General features: G+C 73.1%; 15 protein-coding genes. 5 read left to right on the forward strand and 10 right to left on the reverse strand.

Going from position 1 to position 20,127, the window contains the following annotated elements:
* Nucleotides 1–88 precede the first annotated feature (88 nt).
* A complete protein-coding gene (locus F9B16_RS37260) occupies nucleotides 89–1,030 on the forward strand; it encodes a LacI family DNA-binding transcriptional regulator (protein WP_151544931.1) in 942 nt (313 codons plus the stop codon).
* Here F9B16_RS37260 and F9B16_RS37265 read toward each other — a convergent pair.
* The 10 genes from F9B16_RS37265 to F9B16_RS37310 form a co-directional block, all read right to left on the reverse strand.
* A complete protein-coding gene (locus F9B16_RS37265) occupies nucleotides 1,020–1,751 on the reverse strand; it encodes an MBL fold metallo-hydrolase (RefSeq protein WP_192809178.1) in 732 nt (243 codons plus the stop codon). The two genes, F9B16_RS37260 and F9B16_RS37265, sit on opposite strands and share 11 nt — an antisense overlap.
* Nucleotides 1,748–2,578: a Cof-type HAD-IIB family hydrolase gene (locus tag F9B16_RS37270; RefSeq protein ID WP_151544932.1), complete on the reverse strand. Its 831-nt coding sequence runs from the start codon at nucleotides 2,576–2,578 to the stop codon at nucleotides 1,748–1,750. Before F9B16_RS37270 ends, F9B16_RS37265 begins: the two co-directional genes overlap by 4 nt.
* Nucleotides 2,575–3,414, reverse strand: a complete 840-nt coding sequence (locus tag F9B16_RS37275; RefSeq protein WP_225992283.1) for an inositol monophosphatase family protein — start codon at nucleotides 3,412–3,414, stop codon at nucleotides 2,575–2,577. The genes F9B16_RS37270 and F9B16_RS37275 overlap by 4 nt, the downstream gene beginning before the upstream one ends.
* The gene (locus tag F9B16_RS37280; RefSeq protein WP_225992284.1) at nucleotides 3,411–4,274 is read right to left on the reverse strand and encodes an HAD family hydrolase; all 864 of its coding nucleotides are present in this window, start codon (nucleotides 4,272–4,274) and stop codon (nucleotides 3,411–3,413) included. Before F9B16_RS37280 ends, F9B16_RS37275 begins: the two co-directional genes overlap by 4 nt.
* Complete coding sequence (locus F9B16_RS37285) at nucleotides 4,271–5,395, reverse strand: ABC transporter ATP-binding protein (RefSeq protein ID WP_151544933.1); 1,125 nt, start codon at nucleotides 5,393–5,395, stop codon at nucleotides 4,271–4,273. Before F9B16_RS37285 ends, F9B16_RS37280 begins: the two co-directional genes overlap by 4 nt.
* 3 nt (nucleotides 5,396–5,398) lie before the next feature.
* Nucleotides 5,399–7,222 (reverse strand): ABC transporter permease, encoded by a 1,824-nt coding sequence (locus F9B16_RS37290; RefSeq protein ID WP_151544934.1) that lies wholly within the window; start codon nucleotides 7,220–7,222, stop codon nucleotides 5,399–5,401.
* Nucleotides 7,223–7,283: 61 nt separating this feature from the next.
* Nucleotides 7,284–8,480: an ABC transporter substrate-binding protein gene (locus tag F9B16_RS37295; RefSeq protein WP_151544935.1), complete on the reverse strand. Its 1,197-nt coding sequence runs from the start codon at nucleotides 8,478–8,480 to the stop codon at nucleotides 7,284–7,286.
* 121 nt (nucleotides 8,481–8,601) lie between these two features.
* Nucleotides 8,602–9,261 (reverse strand): DUF47 domain-containing protein, encoded by a 660-nt coding sequence (locus tag F9B16_RS37300; RefSeq protein ID WP_225992285.1) that lies wholly within the window; start codon nucleotides 9,259–9,261, stop codon nucleotides 8,602–8,604.
* Nucleotides 9,258–10,241, reverse strand: coding sequence for an inorganic phosphate transporter (locus F9B16_RS37305; RefSeq protein WP_151544936.1), 984 nt, complete (start codon nucleotides 10,239–10,241; stop codon nucleotides 9,258–9,260). The genes F9B16_RS37300 and F9B16_RS37305 overlap by 4 nt, the downstream gene beginning before the upstream one ends.
* Nucleotides 10,238–11,233 carry a Gfo/Idh/MocA family protein gene (locus tag F9B16_RS37310; protein ID WP_151544937.1) on the reverse strand — a complete coding sequence of 332 codons (996 nt, stop codon included), beginning with the start codon at nucleotides 11,231–11,233 and terminating at the stop codon, nucleotides 10,238–10,240. The genes F9B16_RS37305 and F9B16_RS37310 overlap by 4 nt, the downstream gene beginning before the upstream one ends.
* A 438-nt stretch (nucleotides 11,234–11,671) precedes the next feature.
* On the opposite strand from F9B16_RS37310, the gene F9B16_RS37315 reads away from it, so the two are divergent.
* From F9B16_RS37315 to F9B16_RS37330, 4 genes are all read left to right on the forward strand, one after another.
* Nucleotides 11,672–14,467, forward strand: coding sequence for a helix-turn-helix transcriptional regulator (locus tag F9B16_RS37315; protein WP_225992286.1), 2,796 nt, complete (start codon nucleotides 11,672–11,674; stop codon nucleotides 14,465–14,467).
* Nucleotides 14,468–14,705: 238 nt separating this feature from the next.
* Nucleotides 14,706–17,156 carry a M4 family metallopeptidase gene (locus F9B16_RS37320; RefSeq protein ID WP_151544938.1) on the forward strand — a complete coding sequence of 817 codons (2,451 nt, stop codon included), beginning with the start codon at nucleotides 14,706–14,708 and terminating at the stop codon, nucleotides 17,154–17,156.
* Nucleotides 17,157–17,234: 78 nt separating this feature from the next.
* A complete protein-coding gene (locus F9B16_RS37325) occupies nucleotides 17,235–19,073 on the forward strand; it encodes a M1 family metallopeptidase (RefSeq protein WP_151544939.1) in 1,839 nt (612 codons plus the stop codon).
* 178 nt (nucleotides 19,074–19,251) lie between these two features.
* Nucleotides 19,252–19,962: a hypothetical protein gene (locus F9B16_RS37330; protein WP_151544940.1), complete on the forward strand. Its 711-nt coding sequence runs from the start codon at nucleotides 19,252–19,254 to the stop codon at nucleotides 19,960–19,962.
* Nucleotides 19,963–20,127 lie beyond the last annotated feature (165 nt).

A 20,127-nucleotide genomic window follows, 5' to 3' on the forward strand; every position in this document is an offset into this window, starting at 1 on the left:
CGGCTTCATGAGGGCGGCACGCCACACGTGAACGCGGGGAGCCGAGGGCTGGTTGGATCGGGGGCAGGCACGTGAGTGGAGGACGTTGATGGCCCATCCGACCTTGGAGGACGTCGCCGCGCGCGCGGGGGTGTCGCGGGCGCTGGTGTCGCTGGTGATGCGCGGCTCGCCCAAGGTCGGCAAGGAGCGCCGCGAGGCCGTCCTCAAGGCGGCGGACGAGCTGGGCTACCGGCCCAACGTGATGGCGCGGGGCCTGGCGGCGGGCCGCACCGGCATGGTCGGGGTGCTGGCCGCCGACCTCCACGACCCGCTGTTCGCGGCGCTCCACGACGGGCTGGCGGACGAGGCCGCGCGGCGCGGCGTCCGGGTGCTGCTGGCCGGTGGCGGCGGGCGCCCGGCGCGCGAGCGGGCCGCGCTGGGCGAGCTGCTCGACCTGCGGCTGGACGGGCTGCTCCTCGCCGGCCCGCGGATCGCGGCGGCGGAGATCGAGCGCGCCGCGGCCGGCTGCCCCGTCGCGGTGGCGGGACGGTCGCTGCGGTCCGCCCGCGTCGACTGCGCGACCGGCGACGACGCGGAGGCGACGCGGCTGGCCGTGACGCATCTGGCCGGGCTCGGGCACCGCCGCATCGCCTTCCTGAACGCCGGCCCAGGCCGCTCGCGCTTGGAGAAGGCCTACGAGGCGGCCATCGCCGCCGCCGGGCTCACGCCTGTCCGGGACGTCCCGTGGCGGTCGGACGGGGCGCCGACGAGTGTCGTGGCGGTCGGAGACGCAACCGGGACCTCGGCGCTGATCACGCTTCTCCGGGCAGGGCTCGACGTCCCGGGCGACGTGTCGCTGGTCGCCGTCGGCGAGGCGCCGGGCGCGGAGGCCGGGGGCGTGACGACGGTCGCGGCACCGGCTGCCGAGCTGGGCGCGCGGGCGATGGCGGCGCTGCTCGACCGGATCGGCGGCGGGACCGGGGAGGGACGGCGCATCACCGTCCCTCCCGTCCTGACCGGACGCGCCACGACCAGGGCTTTCACACCATGACGCGCAGTCCCGGCACGGCGAGCGAGATCGGCCCGGCGTAGACCTCCCGGGCGTCGCGCAGCGCGGCGAGCGGGTCCGCCCACGGCCGCAGGTGCGTGAGGACGAGGTGCCCCGCACCCGCCTCCCGCGCGAGCCCGGCCGCCTGGACGGGCGTCAGGTGCGTCTCGGACGCGCCCGGCGTCCGCACGGACGCCGCCGCCTCGCACAGCAGCACGTCCGTGCCCCGCGCGAGGTCGAGCAGCTCCCCGCATTCGCCGGAGTCGCCGGAGTAGGTGAGGCTCGCACCGTCCGCCGACACCCGCACCGCCACGCCCGGCACCGAGTGGACGACCGGCGCCGTCGTGACGGTGAGCGGCCCGAACGGGCGCGGCTCGGCGGGCGGGGTGCGCCAGTCGAGCGCGCCCGCGTACGCGGGCGGCGCCGCCGGGTTCACGACGTGCGCCGCCGTCCCGGCGGGCGCGGTGACGGGCAGCCGCTTCGCCGCGCCGCGCCGGTCCCGCAGGTAGGCGAGCGGGATCAGGTCCGAGTAGTGGTCGCGGTGCGGATGGCTGATCACGACGGCGTCGATCGCGCACGGGTCGGCGTGGCGCTGCAGCGGGCCGAGCGCGCCGGTGCCGAGGTCGAGCAGCAGCCGGTACCCCGCGTGCTCCAGCAGGTAGCAGGAGCACGCGGCGTCCGGCCCGGGGACGGTGCCCGCGCAGCCGACGACGGTCAGGATCACGGCATGACCCGGGCGACCAGGTCGGCGACGGCGCCCGCCGCGCAGTCGGCGACCACGACGTCGGCGGCGGCGCGGACGCCGGGGTCCCCGTCGCCCACGGCCGCGCCGAGCCCGGCGGCCTGGATCATGTCCAGGTCGTTGGGGTTGTCGCCGATGGCCGCGATCCGGTCCATCGGGACACCGCGCAGCGCCGCGAGCTCGCGCAGCGCGGTGCCCTTGGTCGCGCCCGCCGGCAGCACCTCCAGGTACGTCGCCTCGGAGCGGACGAGCGTGACGCCGGTGCCGGGGTCGGCGGCGAACCCGGCGAGGGCCGTCTCCGCCGCGCCGACCAGCTCCGGGCGGTCGCAGATCAGCATCACCTTGATGATCTCGTCGAAGGGCAGCTCGCCCCACGAGCCGATCCGCGCGAGGGTGATCCGGTCGCGGCGCGCGTACTCGGCCAGCGCCGCCGGCTCCGACCGGACGTGGGCGCGGCCGCCGCTGAACGCGACCGGCCACACGCCGTCCGGCATCTCGTCGAACAGCAGCGTCAGCCGCGCCCACGCCGCAGCGCCGAGGCACCGCCGGTACAGGACCGCGTTCGTGCTCAGGTCCACGATGCGGGCGCCGTTGTAGAGGATCGCCGGGGTCGCGAGGCCGAGTTCCCGGTAGTACGGCAGCGCCGACTCCTCGCTGCGGCCCGTCGCGACGACGACGCTGCCGCCCGCGCCGGTGAAGCGCCGCAGCGCGGCGAGGTTCGCCGCGACGATCCGCAGGTCGCGGCCGACGAGCGTGCCGTCCAGGTCCGTGACGATCCACTCGGCGGTCCGCACGCCGGTCGCGCTCACCGGCTGCCCGCCGGGGTCAGGCCCGCGATCTCCGACAGCACCGACCCGGCGAGGTCGAACCCGCCGACGCACGCGACGTAGCCGGGGGCGTCCCAGTCGTCGCCGCCCGGTTCCCCGCCGAGCGGCAGGTAGGTGCCGCCGGCCTGGCGGACCAGCAGCAGCCCTGCCGAGACGTCCCACGCGTTGACGGACGTGCCGTACGCCGCGTCCGACCAGCCCGCCGCGACGTGCGCCAGGCACAGCGCCGCGCTCCCCGGCCGCCGGACGGTGGCGAACGACTCGACGAGCCGCGCGTAGTTGCGCAGCGCCGCGTCGCCCGCCCGCTTCAGCTCGCGCGCGTTGGGGTAGCCGGTGACGATCACGCCGGTCCGGTCCTCCGTGGCGCCGGCGGAGCGGATCGGCTCGCCGTTGCAGGTCGCGCCGTCGAGCGAGGCGGTGAACATGTCGTCGCGGACCGGGTCGTACACCACTCCCGCGACGACCTCGCCGCCCGCGACGGCCGCGATCGACGTGCAGAAGAACGGCAGGCCGGCGGCGAAGTTCGCGGTCCCGTCGATCGGGTCGACGTACCAGCGGACGTCCCCCTCCTCGCCGCGCGTGCCGCCCTCCTCGCCGACGACGACGCTGCCGGGCGTGTGCTCGGCGAGCACCGCGCGGATCGTCTCCTCGGCGGCGCGGTCGTGCTCGGTGACCGGGTCGTGGAAGTCGCGCTTGAGCGCGACCTCCGGACGCGATCGGAACGCTCCACGCAGCCGGTCGCCGGTCGCGCGCGCCGCGGTCTCCGCGATCCGCGCGAGCTCGATCGACTCGGGCACGCCGATGCCCTTGCTGTTCATGCGTCTCCTTCGGCAGCGGTGGTGAGCAGGTCCAGCAGCCCGTGGCCGTCGTCGACGACGGCGTCGGGCCGGTAGCGGACCTCGTACGGGACGTCGTAGGTGCCCTTGGCGACCATCAGCACGTTGCCGCCGACGCCGGCGCGGTGCCCGCACACCACGTCCCGGTCGAAGTTGTCGCCGACGTACCAGGCGTCCTCGGGCTCGACGCCGAGCGCGCGCGTGGCGATCCAGACCATCTCCGGGTTCGGCTTCCGGACCCCGGCCTCGTCGCTGTAGACCTCGATCGCCAGCTTCCCGGCGAGGCCCGTCGCCTCGGTGTAGTCGCGGTGTACCGCCCCCGACAGCGCGTTGCTGACGATCCCGCAGGGGATGCCGAGCGCGGCGGCGCCGTCCAGCAGCTCGGGGATGCCGGGACGGGTATGCCGGTCCTGCCGCAGCTCCCCCATCCGCTTGCACAGCGGGGTGGCGTGCGCGACGACGAGCTGCCGCGCGGGCGCGGGCCAGTCCGCGGCGACGTAGTCGCCCCAGAACCCGGTGTGGGTCATCTCCGCCGGCGCGTAGGGCCGCGACATCGCGTCCTTCCAGCACTTGTCGGCGGCGGCGCCCGCCTTGATGTCGGTCTCCACGGCGGCGGCGTCGAGGTCGTGGCAACCGGCGCGGGACAGCAGCGCGTGGACCTCCTTGGCGAGCGCCGCCGACCAGCCCGGCTTGCGGGACGTCTCGACGAGCACGCCGCCGAAGTCCAGCAGCAGCGCCCGCGGCCTGCGCATCGTGCGGCCCGAGAGGCGGTGCGTCACGTCGGTCCTGGGGCTCGCGTCGGTCATGGGGCTCGCGTCGGTCCTGGGGGTCGTGTCGCTCACTTGGCGGCCTCGCGGACCGGCGCGACGGCCTCGTCCCAGGCGGCGACGCGGGCGCCGTCCGCACCGAACAGGTGCAGGGCCTCCGGACGCGCCCAGCAGCGCAGCGCGTCGCCGGGGCCCGCGCCCGGGTCCTCGTGCGTGATCGCGAACATCCGGGTGTCGTGGGCGCGCAGCTCGACCGTCCAGCTCGGGCCCGTCGGCAGGACGGTCTCGACGATCGCGTCCTCCGACCAGGCGGAATCCGGGACGGCGCCGCCCGGCGCGGCCAGCCGCAGCACCTCGGGACGGACGCCGAAGCAGCCGACCGCGCCGAAGTCGCCGCGCTTCTCGGCGAACCGCTGCAACGACGACGCGAGCCCCGCCTGCTCGCCCGGCACCATGTTCATCGGCGGGCTCCCGACGAACTCGGCGACGAACCGGTTCGCGGGCCGCTCGTACATCTCCATCGGCGGCGCGACCTGCTGCAACTCGCCGTCGCACATCACGGCGATGTGGGTGGCCATCGTCATGGCCTCCATCTGGTCGTGCGTGACGAACACGACGGTCGCGCCGGTCTCGTCGTGGATACGCTTCAGCTCGGTGCGCATCTCCAGCCGCAGCCGCGCGTCCAGGTTCGACAGCGGCTCGTCCAGCAGCAGGACGTCGGGGTCGACCGCGAGCATCCGGGCCAGCGCGACGCGTTGCTGCTGCCCGCCGGACAGCTGCGACGGGTAGCGGTCCGCGCATTCGGCCACCTGGACCTTCTCCAGCGCCTCCATCGCGCGGGCCTTGCGCCGCTCCGCCGGGACCTTGCGCATCCGCAGCCCGAACTCGGTGTTCCCGCGCACCGTCAGGTGCGGCCAGAGCGCGTAGTTCTGGAAGACGAGCCCCATGTCGCGCTTCTCCGGCGGGACGTAGACGCCCTTCTCCACCGAGTCGAGCACCCGGTCCCCCACGGTGATCTCACCGAGGGTCGGCTGCTCCAGCCCGGCGATCATCCGCAGCGTGGTCGTCTTCCCGCAGCCGGACGGCCCGAGCAGGCAGGTGAACGAGCCGTCGGGGATGGTGAGGTCGAGGTCCTTCACCGCCGCGTGCCCGCTGACGTAGTTCTTGACCACTCCGCTGAGCGTGATGGTCGGCATTGATCAACCTCCGATGCCCGAGGCCAGGCTGCTCTTCGTGAGCCGCTGGGCCAGGTAGGTCATGGTGAACGAGACCAGCGCGATGACGAGCACGACGCCGTTGGCGAGCTGGGTGTAGCCGTAGTCGACGAGCCCGATCGACAGCGTGGTCAGCAGCTGGGTGCCCGAGGTCGTCAGCATGATCACGATGCTGAGCTCCTTGAGGCCGGAGATGAACGGCAGCACCACGCCGGTGACGAGCGCGCCGCGCTGGATCGGGATGATGATCCGCAGCATCCGGGTCGGCCACCGCGCGCCGCTGATCTGCGCGGCCTCCTCCGGCTCCCGGCCGAGCTGCATCATCGCCGAGATCCCCGACCGCGACGAGTACGGCAGGTGCGTGATGACCAGCACCAGGACGAGCAGCGTGATCGTCCCGTAGAGGGCCGGGACCGGGCCGCGCCGCACCGCGAACAGCGACAGGCAGGCGGCGGCGAACGCGATGCCGGGCACCAGATACGGCAAGAACGACACCTGCCGCAGGAACGTCGCGACCCGGCTGCCGTCGCCGCGCACCACCACGTACCCGATCAGCAGGCCGAGCAGCCCGCAGACCAGCGACGCCAGGCCGACGATGCGCAGGCTGTTCCAGGCCGCCTCCCACAGCTCGGTGCCGCGCAGCACGCCGTGCGGGAACCCGACCGCGCCGGGGATGTCGCTGCCGAACCAGTACTTGAGCGTGAAGTTGTCCGCGCTGAACACGCCGGGCGTCTTGGTGATCGTGGACAGCAGCAGCGTCAGCACCGGCACGATGACGCTCGCCGCGAACACCGCCATCCCGATCGCGAAGGCGGGCCAGCGCCAGCCGCGCAGGTCGCCGCGCCGGTCCATCGCGCCCTTCCCGCCGACGGTGACGAACCGGCGCTGCTCCCGGACGAGCCGCGTGTCGACGAGCACCACCAGCACGCCGACCAGCACGATCACGCCCGCGAGCGTCGACGCGACGCCCGTGCTGCGGTCCCGGATCGCGTGGTACAGGCTCGTCGACAGCACGTTGTAGTCGCCGGGCAGCCCCAGGATGTACGGGGTGCCGAACGTCCCGAGGACGCGGCCGAGCACCAGCAGCACCGCCGACGACAGCGCCGGCATCATCAGCGGCAGCGTGATCCGGCGCATGACCGTCTTCCCGCCCGCGCCGAGGATCCGCGCCGAGTCCTCCAGCTGCGAGTCGATGCGGCGCAGCGCGTTCCCGAACAGCAGCAGCACGAACGGGTAGTAGTGCAGGCCCAGCGTCACGATGATCGGCAGCGGCCCGTACGCGAGCCAGTCCGGGGTGTGGATCCCGGCGCCCTGCAGGTACCCGACCTGCCCGCCGGACCCCTCGTTCTTGAACAGCGTCAGCCACGCCAGCGCGAACGTCCAGGACGGCAGCATGTACGGCACGACGAGCGCGGCGGCCAGGAACCTGCGGCCCGGCACGTTCGTCCGCGTCACCAGCCACGCCATCGAACCGCCGACGACCAGCGCGAACACGATGACGCCGACCGCGACGAACAGCGTGTGCCACAGCGGTTCCCAGAACAGCAGCTTGCTGACGGGCGACCGGAACACCCGCCACAGGTAGTAGCTCGTCCAGGAGCCGGGGGCCTGGCCGGAGCGCGCCCCGTCCCCGTACTGGACGCGGCCCGCGTCGGAGATCACCGACACCAGCGGCGCGATGACCAGATACAGCAGGACGAGGCTCATCACTATGCCGAGCAGCACGGTGGGATCGCGCAGCAGCACGCGGGCCCGGTAGAGCACGCGCCGGCCACGTGACGCCGGCCGTGCGGAGGCGGCGACCGCCATGGAAGGTTCCTCCGGGGTGAGGGCCCGGCGGGCCGCCGCTCGCGGCCCGCCGGACAGAGAATCAGTGGTGGTTGAGCCGCCAGAAGTCCTTGATGTCCTGGCGGTCGCGGAAGTCGGCGATGAGCTGGCTCGCGGAGAACTGGTACAGCTGCGTGTTCCAGTCGGTCAGCCCGGGCGGGTTGTTCTTGCTGACGCCGACCGCGTCGTTACCGGACACCCCGCCGGCGTGGGCCTCCAGGTCGAAGCCCTCCTTCTCCATCGCGAAGTGCACGAAGAGCTTCGCGGCGTTCGGGTGCTTGGAGCCGGTCGCGATGGTCGCGAACTTCGGGTACGCGAACCCGACCCACGGGTTCATGCCCTCGCAGACCTTCATCTGGTAGCCCTTCTCCTCCAGGTCGCGGAACTTCGCGATGGAGAGCAGGCCGATGCGCTGCTGCGTCTGGTTCGGGGCGGCGACCCCGGCGGCGACGTCCTCGTCCTCGGTGGTCAGGACCGGCGCGTTCTGCGCGAACCGCTTCACCCACTCGTGCGCCGGGTCGTCCTCCGACAGCTTCAGCTTGCCCTTGCCGAGCTGCTCGTAGGCGGCGGTGAGCTTGTCGCCGCCCTGCTTGGCCATCTGCGTGAACCACTGGGTGAAGACCTCCTTGCCCAGCGGGTCCTGCAGCATCACCTTGCCCTTCCACTCGGCGTCGGTGAGGTCCCAGATGTTCTTCACCGGGCAGCCCTGCGGGCTCAGCTTCGGGTTGTAGGTGAACACGTACGCCTTGGAGATCATCATCAGCGGGTTGCGGTTCGCCTCGCTGATGTGCGGCGCGAGGTCCGGCGGGATCCACGTCTTGACGACCTGCTGCGGCAGGAGCTGCCCGACGAGCATCGGGCCGTCCTCGAACAGGTTCACGTCGATCGTGACGTTCTTGGCCTGCGCCTCGCGGGTCATCTTCTCGGCGGTGTCGGCGGCCTTGGACTTCACGCCCTCGGCCTTGATGCCGTACTTCTTCGTGAACGCCTCCGCCATGTCCTTGACGTCGCCGCTGCCGTCGTAGGCGAGCACGCCGCCCTCCTTCTTGGCGGCGGCGACGAGGTCGTCCAGCTTGAACGACGCGGCGTCCTCCACGGTCACCGACGGCAGCGGCGTCCCCTCGTCGCCGGCCTGCCCGCTGGTCGACGGCGCGCAGGCGCTCAGCAGCGCGGTGGCGACGGCTGCGGCCGCCGCGGCACCGGCCCGGGCGCGGCGCCCGGCGGGAATGGTGCGGATCATGTGAGTTCTCTCCTCGGTGTGCATCCGCGGGCCCCCGACCTGCGGCTCTCATGCGGTGACAGCGGGGTCGTTCGTGACAGCGGGGTCGTTCGTGACAGCGGGGTCGTTCGTGACAGCGGGGTCAGTGACTTCTTTTGAGCATCGCGTCCGACAGCGCGTCCGCCGCCTCGCCGAGGCGGCGGCCGACCGCGTCGAGCCGGGCGAGCAGCTCCCGGCCGCGCAGGACGTCGATGCCGAGCGGTCCGGCGAACAGGCGGGCCAGCTCGGCCTGCCGGGTCTCCCGGACCCGGTTGCGGGCCTTGCGCGCGCCCAGCGCCGCGAGGGTGACGGCGGCGGGCTCGGCGAGGACCTTCCGGACGGCACCGTCGAGGGCGGTCAGCCCGTCGAGGACGGCGTCCAGCGGTGCGAGGGTGAAGTCGAGGTCCGGCGGGCCGAACAGGTCGGCCTCCCGGACGAAGTCGCGCAGGTTGTCCAGCACGTCGTCGACGGACCGGGACAGCCGGTAGAGGTCCTCCCGGTCGATGGGCGTGGCGAGCACGCCGCGCAGCATCGCGGCGAGCGCGGCGCGCTCGGCGTCGCCGGCGTGCTCGATCTCGGCCATCCGGGCGCGCGCGTCGGCGGGCGAGGTGCGCCCGGCGGCCATCGCGCGGGCCAGCTCGGCGCCGTCGCGGACGGCGCGGATCTGCCGGCCGACCTGGTCGATCACCCGGTTCCCGGACCGGCCGCGCAGGTCGTCCCAGACAAGCCGGAAGCGGCGCGCGGGCCGCACCGCGGCGCTCACAGCGCCCTCGCGGCGAGGCCGCCGGCGGCGCCGGCGGCGAACGCCAGCGGCAGCGTGAACAGCCAGGCCGCGCCGATGCCGAGGACGTTCTGCCAGCGCACCCGGGACGCGCCCTCGCTGGCGGCGACGCCGACGACCCCGGCGGTGACCGACTGGGTCATGCTGACGGGCGCGCCGGCGAGCGAGCTGGCCGCCACCGACGCCGCCGCGGCGGCCTCGGTCGAGACGACGTGCAGCGGGCGGGCGAGGACGAGGCCGCGGCCGAGCCGCTCCCCGACGCGGTGCACCGCGCTCAGCGCGCCCGCGCAGAACACGACCGCGATCAGCAGCAGCATCAGCGGCGCGGGCTGGACGGGCCCGACCGCGCCGAGCCGCCGCGTCGTCACGACCTGGCGGGCGACGCTGACGACGGCGAGCATCTTCTGCCCGTCGTTCGCGGCGTAGGCGGCGCACTGCGCGCCGTAGGCCACGACGTGGGCGGTGCGGACGGCGCGCGGCATGCCGGCGAACGAGGGGACGCGCCGCGACGCGAGCCCGAGGCCGTAGCCGACGGTCGTCCCGACGAGCGGGGCGGCCGCGCCGATGAGCAGGACGGTGGCGAGCCCGTCCCAGGAAACGTGCAGGCCCATGCCGAGGCAGGCGCCGCCGATGCCGCCGAGGATCGCGAGGGTGAGGCTGGTCGGCAGCCCCTTGCGGGACAGGAGCCCGACGACGCCGAGCGCGACCGTGACGCCGAGCAGGAACGCGACCGCGCCGTGCGGGTCGCCGAGGTCGGCGAGCCGCTCGGTGAAGGTCCGCGCGACGGCGGTGCCGGCGAGCTGCGGGACGAGCACCAGCGGCAGCAGGACGAGCAGCATGAGCAGCGGCGCGGGCGAGCGGGGGTAGCGGCCGCTCAGCCCGAGCAGCGCGGCGCCGTCGTTGACGCCGGTCACCCACACGAAGGCGAGGGCGACGGCGCCGAACGCGATGGCCCAGATCATCGCAGCTCCGCGGTCCGGACGCGGCGTTCCTCGTGCAGCGACACGGTGGCGGCCTCGGCGATGAGCAGCGCCTCCAGGGCCTCGTCGACGGTGCAGGGGCTGTCGGCGTGGCCCCGCGCCATGTCTAGGAACGTTCCAATCTCGCTCGCGTAAGCGGGCTCGAACCGGTCCCAGAAGTTGGTCCACGCGTCCCCCGACGGCCAGTCGACGCCCGGCTCCGCCGACCGCAGCGCGGCCCGCTCGTCCAGCCCGACCACCCACGTCCCGGCGGTGCCGGACAGCTCCATCCGGACGTCGTAGCCCGCGCCGTTGTAGCGGGACCCCTGCATCGTCGCGATCGTGCCGTCGTCCAGCACCAGGACGGCCGCGCTGGTGTCGACGTCGCGGGCGTCGGCGAAGTAGCCGTCGCCGCGGTTGGCGCCCACCGCCGTCACCGACTCGACCTCGCGGCCGGTGACCCAGCGCAGGATGTCGAAGTCGTGGATGTGGCAGTCCCGGAAGATCCCGCCGGACGAGGCGACGTACTCGGCGGGCGGCGGCGCCGGGTCCGCGGTGACGAGGTGGACGCGGTGCAGGTCGCCGAGCCGGCCGTCCAGCACCGCCTGGCGCGCGGCGGCGTACCCGGCGTCGAAGCGGCGCTGGAAGCCGATGTGCACTGGCACGCCGGTCTTGGCGACGCGGTCGCGCACCTCCAGCGTGGTGCGCAGGTCGGGGGCGACGGGCTTCTCGCAGAACGCGGGCACGCCCGCCTCGCAGGCCCGGACGAGCAGGTCGGCGTGGGTCGAGGTGGGCGTCGCGATGAGCACCGCGTCCGGGCCGGCGGCGAGCACCGCGCCGGGGTCGGCGGCGCGGGCGCCGAGCGGGCCGGCGAGGGCCTCGGCGCGGCGCGCGTCGGCGTCGCCGATCACCAGCTCCCCGACCGCCGGATGTCCGCTGAGGAACCGGGCGTGCCACGCCCCGATCCGTCCCGCGCCCAACAGTCCGACCCGCATGGTGTGCCTCCAATGGCCCGGTCGAGGGGATGACGCGTCACATGGAGTTCAGAGAGTGTTCACCCTCTGTTCACCTTCTCGTCATCTGTGTGGCTTGGGGCACATTTGTATCCGCCGGGCGAGGGCCAGTCAATACTTTGTTCTTACATATGGACGTACTGACTTGAAGTCATGACCGCCGCCGAGGGCGTTTCCGGAGGCCGCCGGGGCCGTCCCGGCCGGACCGCCACCGGGATCTTGACTGCCGTTGCGGAGCGGGTTACCGTCCGCGACGGGTTCACACGCCGACCCAGGCGGTGCGGAGGCCACGCGATGAGGCATGCGATCCGGCCGGCCGGCGGAGACGCGATGGGCATCGTCCCACCTGCGCGTCCTCCGGCAACAGACGGGGAACGGCTCCAGCGCGTCCGCGGCGCTCCGGCGCCGAGCCGGGAGAACGTGCTGAACGACGTGCGCGGCCATCTCGCCGGGGGCGGCGGGGCGCTGCTCGTCGGCCCCACCGGGATCGGCAAGTCCACGCTCGTGTCCACGCTCGCCGACGAGTACGCCGCGGCCGGGCACCGGGTGTTCGCGTGCTGCCCCGCCGAGACCGAGCGGCACCTGCCGTTCCTCGGCCTCATCGACCTGGTCGCGCAGGGCGCCGACGAGGTCGTCGACCGGCTGCCCGAGCCGGAGCGCCGCGCGCTGCGGTCCGCGCTGCTGCTGCACGACGTCCCGATCGGCGAGCGCGACCTGCTGTGCCTGCGCCTCGGCGTGCTGCACACGCTGCGGATGCTGTGCGCCGACCGGCCCGGGCTCGTCCTCGTCGACGACGCGCAGTGGCTGGACCAGCCGACCGGCGAGCTGCTCGCGTTCGTCGCGCGGCGGGCCGGGCGGCTCGCGCCGCCGCTGCGGATGGTCGTCTCCGTCCGGGCGTCGTTCGGCGACCCGCGCGGGTCCGGCGGGCAGTGGCGGGACGCGGCCGGGCTGTGCCCGAAGCCGGTGCTGACGCTGAAGGTGCCGCCGATGTCGGCGGCGGAGCTCGCGGCGCTGCTGGCGGACCGGTTCGGCCGGTCCTGGCCGCGCTCGCAGCTGGCCCGGATCCACCGCGCGAGCGGCGGGAACCCGTTCTTCGCCGTGGAGCTCGCGCGCAGCGCGGTGGAGAGCGGCGCGCTGGACGACGGCCGCGCGCCGGGCGGCGCCCTGCCGATCCCGCAGAGCCTGTCGGTGCTCATCCAGAAGCGGGTGAGCGCGCTGCCCCGGGCCACCCGCGAGACGCTGCTGATGGCGAGCGCGGCGAGCCGCCCGTCGGTCGAGCTGCTGCGCCGGGCCGGCGGCGCGGACCTGGCGGAGGCCGAGCGGCAGGGCATCGTGGACGTGGACGCGGGCGGGCAGATCCGGTTCACCCACCCGCTGCTGTCGGCCGTCATCTACGCCGAGGCGGAGGCCGTCGAGCGGAAGGCGGCGCACGCGGCGCTGTCGCAGGCCGTCCGCGATCCGGTGGAGCGGGCCCTGCACCTGGCGAAGCTGACGTCGGGCCGGGACCGGCGGATCGCCGGGACGCTGGAGGACGCCGCCGCCGTGGCGCGCCGCCGCGGCGGCCTGGCGACGGCGGCGCACCTCGGCGAGCTGGCCGCCGACCACACCCCCGAGTCCGAGCGGGACGCCGAGGCCGGCCGCCGGCTGCGCGCCGCGGAGGACGCCGTCGCGGCGGGCGACTACCCGCTGGCACGGCGGCTGGCGCACCTGGTGCTGGAGACGACCGCGCTGCCGCGGGACCGGGTGCGCGCCTGGATGGTCGTGATGGACTCCTCCGGCCAGGCGCTCCGGGAGGTGGAGGAGGTCTTCCCGCGCGCGATGGAGGACGCGCGGGGCGAGCCGGAGCTGCTCGCCCCGCTGCACTACCGGCTGAGCTGGCGGGCCTGGATGGTGCTGGGCTCGGCGGAGGCGGCGCTGGAGCACGCGCGGCGGTCCGCCGAGCTGGCCGCCGTCGCCGGGGACCGGGCGACGGAGCTGCTGGCGCTGACCAAGCAGGCGAACATCGAGTTCTTCCTGGGCCGCCCGGAGGGCGAGCGGACGCTGCGCCGTGCGCTCGCCGACCCGCAGGAGCCGCAGGTCATGTGGCACCACAACGGGCCGATCTACCTCAAGCACCGGCACCACCTGCTGCACGACCGGCTGCAGGAGGCCCGCAACGAGCTGCGGACGCTGATCTACGGCGTCCGCCAGCGCGGCGTGGTCGAGAGCCTGTGCCTGAGCCAGTTCTCCATGAGCCAGGTGGAGATCCACCGGGGCCGCTGCCGGCAGGCGCTCAGCCTCGCCCGGCAGAGCCTCGACCTCGCGGAGGACTCCGGGCTGAGCCAGGGCCCGTCCTGGTACGCGCTGTCGCTGGCGGAGGCGGCGGGCGGCGACCTCGAACGGGCGCTCAGCGCGGCGGAGCAGGCGATCCAGCACAGCGAGAGCGACGGCGACCTGCTGTTCCTGCCGCGCGCGATGCACGCCGAGGCGCAGGTGCGGCTGCGGCTCGGCGACGCCGCCGCCGCGGTGCGGATCCTGGAGCGGGTCCGGCTGATGGAGACGTCGCAGGGGCTCGGCGACCCGGCGGTGCGCCGCTGGCACGCCGACCTCGCCGACGCGCTCGTCGCCGTCGGCCGGACGAAGGACGCGGCGGACGTGCTGGCCGAGGCGAGGGCGCAGGCGGCGCGGCTCGGGCGGCGCAGCGTCCTCGCGGTGCTGGAACGCTCGTCCGCGCTGGTCCGCGCGGCGGAGGGCGACCGCGACGCGGCGCTGGACGGGCTCGTCCGCGCGGTCGAGCAGTCGCAGGCCCTGCCGTATCGGCTGGAGGAGGGGCGGGCCTGGCTGGAGCTGGGCTTGTTGCGCGCGCGCACGGGAGACACGGACGCGGGACGCACCGACCTGCAGCGCGCGCGGAACATCTTCGCGCGCGCGCAGGCCCAACCCTGGCTGGATCTCGTCCAGGACGAGCTGCGGGACCTCGATCACGGCAGGCACGCCGGGCACGAGCAGCAGGGCGCCGACCGGGACAGGTCCGCGGGCGCCCACCCGCTGGACGTCCTCACCGACATCGAGCGGGAGGTCGCCGTCCTGGTCGCCGAGGGCGCGACCAACCGGGAGATCGCGTCCCGGCTCTTCCTCAGCGTGAAGACCGTCGAGGCGGCCCTCACCCGGACGTTCCGCAAGCTGGGCGTCCGCTCCCGGGTGGACGTCGCGCGGCTGGCGGTGTCCGGCCGCTGACCTGCGGTTCTACTGAGTCCCTCCGGCCCGCGGGCGGGGTGTCCCCGCGGCCATAGGGATATCCCTATGCGTTCGCCGTGAGGCTTCTGAAAACGCTCACGTGTCCACAGACTCGCGCTAGTCCGTGATGCCCGACTTGAACCAAATGACGCAGAAGGGAGCGGATGTCGCGGCGCGCGGACGTCCACCCCCGTCACCACGGGATACCCGCTTCAGTGGTGAAAGGACAACCACCCCCATGTCCCAACGGACAATCGCGATCGCCTCATCGGCGGCCGCGCTGATCGCCCTCACCGGCGTCGCGGTCGCACCGCAGGCCGCGGCCACCCCGCGGCCCACCCCCAAGGCCAAGTCGCAGCCCGCCGGCCCGAACGCGTTCTCCAAGGCCGACTTCACGCTGAACCCCGCCCCCTCCACGCGCAAGAAGGCCATCAAGAACGCGCAGAAGGCCCTCGACGCGCACGGCGCGCGCGCCCACCGCGCGAGCGGCCAGGCGTTCAAGGTCCGGACCGTCGCCGTCAGCCGCGACGGCGCCGCCGACGTCCGCTTCGACCGCACCTACAAGGGGCTGCCCGTCTACGGTGGCGACCTCATCGTCCACCTCAAGCCCAACGGCTCCTACCGGACGCTGGAGACCGCGTCCGCCACCTCCGGCGCGATCCGCACCACCCCCGCCGTCAGCTCCCAGAACGCCGCCGCGCTCGCCCGCAAGCAGCTCAAGGGCACCATCTCGGCGGTCTCGACCCCCAAGCTCGCGATCAAGATGGACGGCCGGTCGGCCACGCTGGTCTGGGAGACCGTCGTGTCCGGCACCAAGGCCGACCAGACGCCGAGCAGGCTGCACGTCATGGTCGACGCCCGCAAGGGCCGCGTCGTCCAGAGCAGCGACGAGATCGACACCATCGCTCCCGCCGGCGTCCGCGCCGCCGCTCCCGCCGCCCCGCGGACCGCGCTCACCGCCGGCACCGGCCACGGCATCTACGTCGGGACGGTCAACCTCGACCTGACGCAGTCCGGCAGCACGTGGACGATGAAGGACCCGTCCCACGGCAACGGCTACACCACCAACCTCAACCACGCCACGTCCGGGACCGGGACCACCTTCAGCAACACCACCGGGACCTTCGGCAACGGCACCAACAGCGACCCCGCCTCCGCCGGCGTCGACGCCCACTACGGCGCCGCGATGACCTACGACTACTACAAGAACGTCCAGGGCCGCAGCGGCATCTTCGGCGACGGCCGCGGCGTCCCGTCCCGCACCCACTACGGCAACGCCTACGTCAACGCGTTCTGGGACGGCACCCAGATGACCTACGGCGACGGCCAGAGCAACGCCCGCCCGCTCGTCGAGCTCGACGTCGCCGGCCACGAGATGAGCCACGGCGTAAGCGGCGCCCTCGTCGGCTGGGAGGAGAACGGCGAGACCGGCGGGATGAACGAGGGCACCAGCGACATCTTCGGGACGATGGTGGAGTTCTACGCCGACAACCCGAACGACACGCCCGACTACACCATGGGCGAGCTGATCAACATCAACGGCGACAACCAGCCGCTGCGCTGGATGTACCACCCGTCGCTCGACGGGAACTCGCCCGACTGCTACAGCAGCAGCAACGGCAGCCTCGACCCGCACTACTCGCTCGGCCCGCTCGCGCACTGGTTCTTCCTCGCCGCCGTCGGCAGCGGGGACCACGGCTACGGCAACAGCCCGACCTGCAACAACTCCACGGTCACGGGCATCGGCAACGACAAGGCCGCCAAGATCTGGTACAAGGCCCTGGCGTCGTACGCCAACAGCAACGAGAACTACGCGCAGGCGCGCACCGACTCGCTGAAGGCCGCGGCCGACCTGTACGGCACGCACTGCACCGAGTACAACACGATCAACGCCGCGTGGGCGGCGGTCAGCGTCACCGGGTCCGACCCCGTCCCGGGCACCTGCCCCGGCCAGGGCGGCGGCCCCACGGTCACCAGCCCCGGCGACCAGACCAGCACCGTCGGCCAGGCCGTGAACGTGCAGATCAAGGCCAGTGACCCCAACGGGCAGACGCTGACCTACAGCGCGACCGGCCTGCCGGCCGGGCTGACGATCAACGCGAGCACCGGCGTCGTGTCCGGCACCCCGACCACCGCGGGCACCAGCACCGTCACGGTCACCGCCAAGAACACCTCCGGCCAGACCGGCACGGCCACCTTCAACTGGACGGTCAACCCGCCCGGTGGCGGCACGTGCTCCTCGCCCGGGAACAAGGTGTCCAACGGCGGGTTCGAGAGCGGCACCTCGCCGTGGACGACCACGTCCGGCGTCGTCTCGGCCAACGGCAGCGGTGAAACCGCCCACTCCGGCACCCACTTCGCCTGGCTCAACGGCTACGGGCAGTCCCACACGGACTCGGCCACGCAGTCGGTGACGATCCCGGCGAACTGCAAGGCCACCCTCACCTACTACCTGCACATCGACACCGACGAGTCGCCCGGCACGGCCTACGACAAGCTGACCGTCAAGGCCAACGGCACGACCGTCGCGTCCTACTCCAACCTCGACGCCAACTCGGGCTACGCGCAGAAGACCGTCGACCTGTCCGCCTACGCGGGCAAGACCGTCACGCTCTCCTTCTCCGGCACGGAGGACGCCTACCTCCAGACGAGCTTCGTCCTCGACGACGTGGCTCTGAACGCCGGCTGACCCGGTAACCCCAGCCCCCCGCTCTGTCGCCGGTCCCCTCCGCTGGGGGACCGGCGACGGTCATGAGCAAGGAGCACCATGAACAGCAGACTCCTGGCCGCCGCCACCGCCGTGGCGACCGCGGCGGCCGGCCTGGCCGCGGCGACCGCGCCCGCACACGCCACCACCTTCACCGACTGCTCGTCCGCCCAGGTCGTCTCCAACGGCGGGTTCGAGAGCGGCACCTCGCCCTGGACGACCACGTCCGGCGTCGTGTCCGCCAACGGCAGCGGTGAGAGCGCCCACTCCGGCACCCACTTCGCCTGGCTCGACGGCTACGGCTCGTCCCACACCGACACCGCGTCGCAGTCCGTGACGCTGCCCGCCGGCTGCAAGGCGACCCTGTCGTTCTACCTGCATGTCGACACCGACGAGTCGCCGGGCACCGCCTACGACAAGCTCACCGTGAAGATGGGCGGCGACACCGTCGCCACCTACACCAACCTCGACGCCGCCTCCGGCTACGTGAAGAAGAGCCTCGACGCGTCCGCCTACGCGGGCAAGACCGTCACGCTCTCCTTCACCGGGACGGAGGACTCCGGCGCCCAGACCAGCTTCGTCCTCGACGACGTCGCCCTCGACGTCTCCGGCGGGACCACTCCGCCGCCGACCGGCGACGGCACCCGCACCCCCGATTCGCAGTCCTACACCGTCAACCTCACCAGCGACGCGTCCGGCGCCAACTGGCAGGGCCACGAGTCGGTCGCGTTCACCAACACCGACTCCGCCCCGCTCTCCGAGGTCTACCTGCGGCTGTGGGACAACGCCCACGGCAGCTGCCCGTCCAGCACCCCCATCACCGTCACCAACGTGACCGGCGGCACCGCGTCCGCCCTATCGGTCGGCTGCACCGCGATGAAGGTGACGCTGCCTGCGCCGCTGGCGAAGGGGCAGAGCGGGACCGTCGCGTTCGACCTCGCCATCGCGGTTCCGTCCGGCGCCGACCGGTTCGGGCACGACGGCGCGTACAACTTCCTCGGCAACGCGCTGCCCGTCCTCGCCGTCCACGACGGCGACGGCTGGCACCTCGACCCGTACACCAACAACGGCGAGTCGTTCTACGGGCTGGCGAGCGACTACAAGGTGACGCTCGACCACCCGAGTTCCCTCTCCGTCCCCGCCACCGGCACCTCGGTCGACACCCCCGGCTCGTCCGGCCGGACGGTCACCACCGCGACCGCGACGCACGTCCGCGAGTTCGCCTGGGGCGCGGGCCCGTTCTCCAAGATCTCCGCCACCTCGCCGAACGGCGTCAAGGTGAACATGTACTGGGTGAGCGGCATCAGCCAGTCCAGCGCCCAGCAGATGCTGTCGCTGGCCACCGACGCGATCGACGCGCACTCCGGCCGCTTCGGCGCCTACCCGTACGGCGAGGTCGACGCGATCCTCGACAACAACTTCTGGTTCGGCGGCATGGAGTACCCGGGCTTCGTCCTCGACCTGGTCAGCAACGTCGCGCTCCCGCACGAGCTGGCGCACCAGTGGTGGTACGGGATCGTCGGCGACGACGAGTACAACCACCCCTGGCTGGACGAGGCGTTCGCCGACTACTCGACCGACCTGTACCGCGGCATCAGCGGCGCGGGCTGCTGGAACAACGTCTCCTGGGCGTCGTCCGACGAGAAGATCACCAACTCGATGGCGTACTGGGACGCGCACTCGTCCCGCTACTCCACCGTCGTCTATGACTACGGCAAGTGCGCGCTGCACGACCTGCGGCGCGTGATCGGTGACTCCGCCATGGCGAACCTCCTCAAGACCTACGCGCAGAGCCACTGGTACGGCATCTCCACCACCGCCGAGTTCAAGAAGGCCGCCCAGGCGGCCACCACCACCGACCTCACCTCCTTCTGGACCCAACACCGCATAGAAGGCTGACCGACCGGCGAGGCGCACGGCGGGCGACGCGCCCGCCGTGCGCCTCCGCGCCGTTGAGGAGGTTGGCCGCCTTCGGCCTTTCCACCGGTCGGTGGTCTGATCCGCCTGGTACGAGATCCACTCGGCTGCTTGAGTAAGAGCCCCCCGCCGCCAGGTGACGATCCGAGGAGTTCCAGGCATGACGACAGATGCGCTCGCCGAACCGGTTCCGGGGCCGGACCCGGAGCCGGCCGGACGCGGGCAGCGAGTCCTCGACCTCCTGGACAAGGCGATCGACCTGCAGAGCCCGCTGGTGCGCAAGAACATCGCCCGGGCCCGCCAGCGGAACCCGGACGCGTCACCCGCGCAGGTCATCCGGAACCTGGAGCGGATGTACGTCAGCGCCCTGACCGGGTCGGGCGCCGCGGTCGGAGGGACCGCGGCCGCGCCGGGGGTCGGCACGGGAGTCGCGCTGGCGCTGACGGCGGGCGAGACGTTCTCGTCCCTCGAGCTCAGCGTCCTCTTCGCACTCTCCGTGGCCGAGGTCCACGGAGTCCCCATCGACGAGCTCGAACGACGCCGGACGATCGTGATGGGGATTCTGCTCGGCGGGTCCGGCTCCGGCACCATCTCCAAGGCCGCCGAGGTCACGGGGAAGCACTGGGCGAAGCAGATCGTCGCCAAGGTGCCCGCCGACGCGCTGCGTCAGATCAACAAGGTCCTGGGCAGGCACTTCATCACGAAGTACGGGACCAAGCAGGGGGTCATCGTCCTTGGCAGGGTGGCACCGTTCGGCATCGGCGCCGTGATCGGCGGCGGCGCCAACGCCGCCGTGGCGGCCCTGGCCGTGAAGGCCAGTCGTCGCGCTTTTGGCGACCCCCCGGAGGCATGGCCGGGCGAGCCGGACTGACGGGCCTGGAAAGGTCCGCTCTGAGTTGCGGCGGACGGCTAGGGCGTGTTTCGAAGTTGGTGAGCGTCGGCGTGTTGTGATCCGGACGCAGCGAGGTCTCCGGTAGGTGGTTCATCGACCAAGAAGAACCCAGAACCGGAGACCTCGTGGCCAGCGTAGTGGTGA

Source organism: Actinomadura montaniterrae, assembly GCF_008923365.1.
Classification (GTDB): domain Bacteria; phylum Actinomycetota; class Actinomycetes; order Streptosporangiales; family Streptosporangiaceae; genus Spirillospora; species Spirillospora montaniterrae.

Excerpts from the sequence above, each read along its gene's own strand:
- F9B16_RS37260 (WP_151544931.1), top strand. The coding sequence starts at position 89 with ATGGCCCATCCGACCTTGGAGGACGTCGCCGCGCGCGCGGGGGTGTCG.
- F9B16_RS37275 (WP_225992283.1), bottom strand. The coding sequence starts at position 3,414 with ATGAACAGCAAGGGCATCGGCGTGCCCGAGTCGATCGAGCTCGCGCGG.
- F9B16_RS37285 (WP_151544933.1), bottom strand. The coding sequence starts at position 5,395 with ATGCCGACCATCACGCTCAGCGGAGTGGTCAAGAACTACGTCAGCGGG.
- F9B16_RS37290 (WP_151544934.1), bottom strand. The coding sequence starts at position 7,222 with ATGGCGGTCGCCGCCTCCGCACGGCCGGCGTCACGTGGCCGGCGCGTG.
- F9B16_RS37295 (WP_151544935.1), bottom strand. The coding sequence starts at position 8,480 with ATGATCCGCACCATTCCCGCCGGGCGCCGCGCCCGGGCCGGTGCCGCG.
- F9B16_RS37305 (WP_151544936.1), bottom strand. The coding sequence starts at position 10,241 with ATGATCTGGGCCATCGCGTTCGGCGCCGTCGCCCTCGCCTTCGTGTGG.
- F9B16_RS37310 (WP_151544937.1), bottom strand. The coding sequence starts at position 11,233 with ATGCGGGTCGGACTGTTGGGCGCGGGACGGATCGGGGCGTGGCACGCC.
- F9B16_RS37320 (WP_151544938.1), top strand. The coding sequence starts at position 14,706 with ATGTCCCAACGGACAATCGCGATCGCCTCATCGGCGGCCGCGCTGATC.
- F9B16_RS37325 (WP_151544939.1), top strand. The coding sequence starts at position 17,235 with ATGAACAGCAGACTCCTGGCCGCCGCCACCGCCGTGGCGACCGCGGCG.
- F9B16_RS37330 (WP_151544940.1), top strand. The coding sequence starts at position 19,252 with ATGACGACAGATGCGCTCGCCGAACCGGTTCCGGGGCCGGACCCGGAG.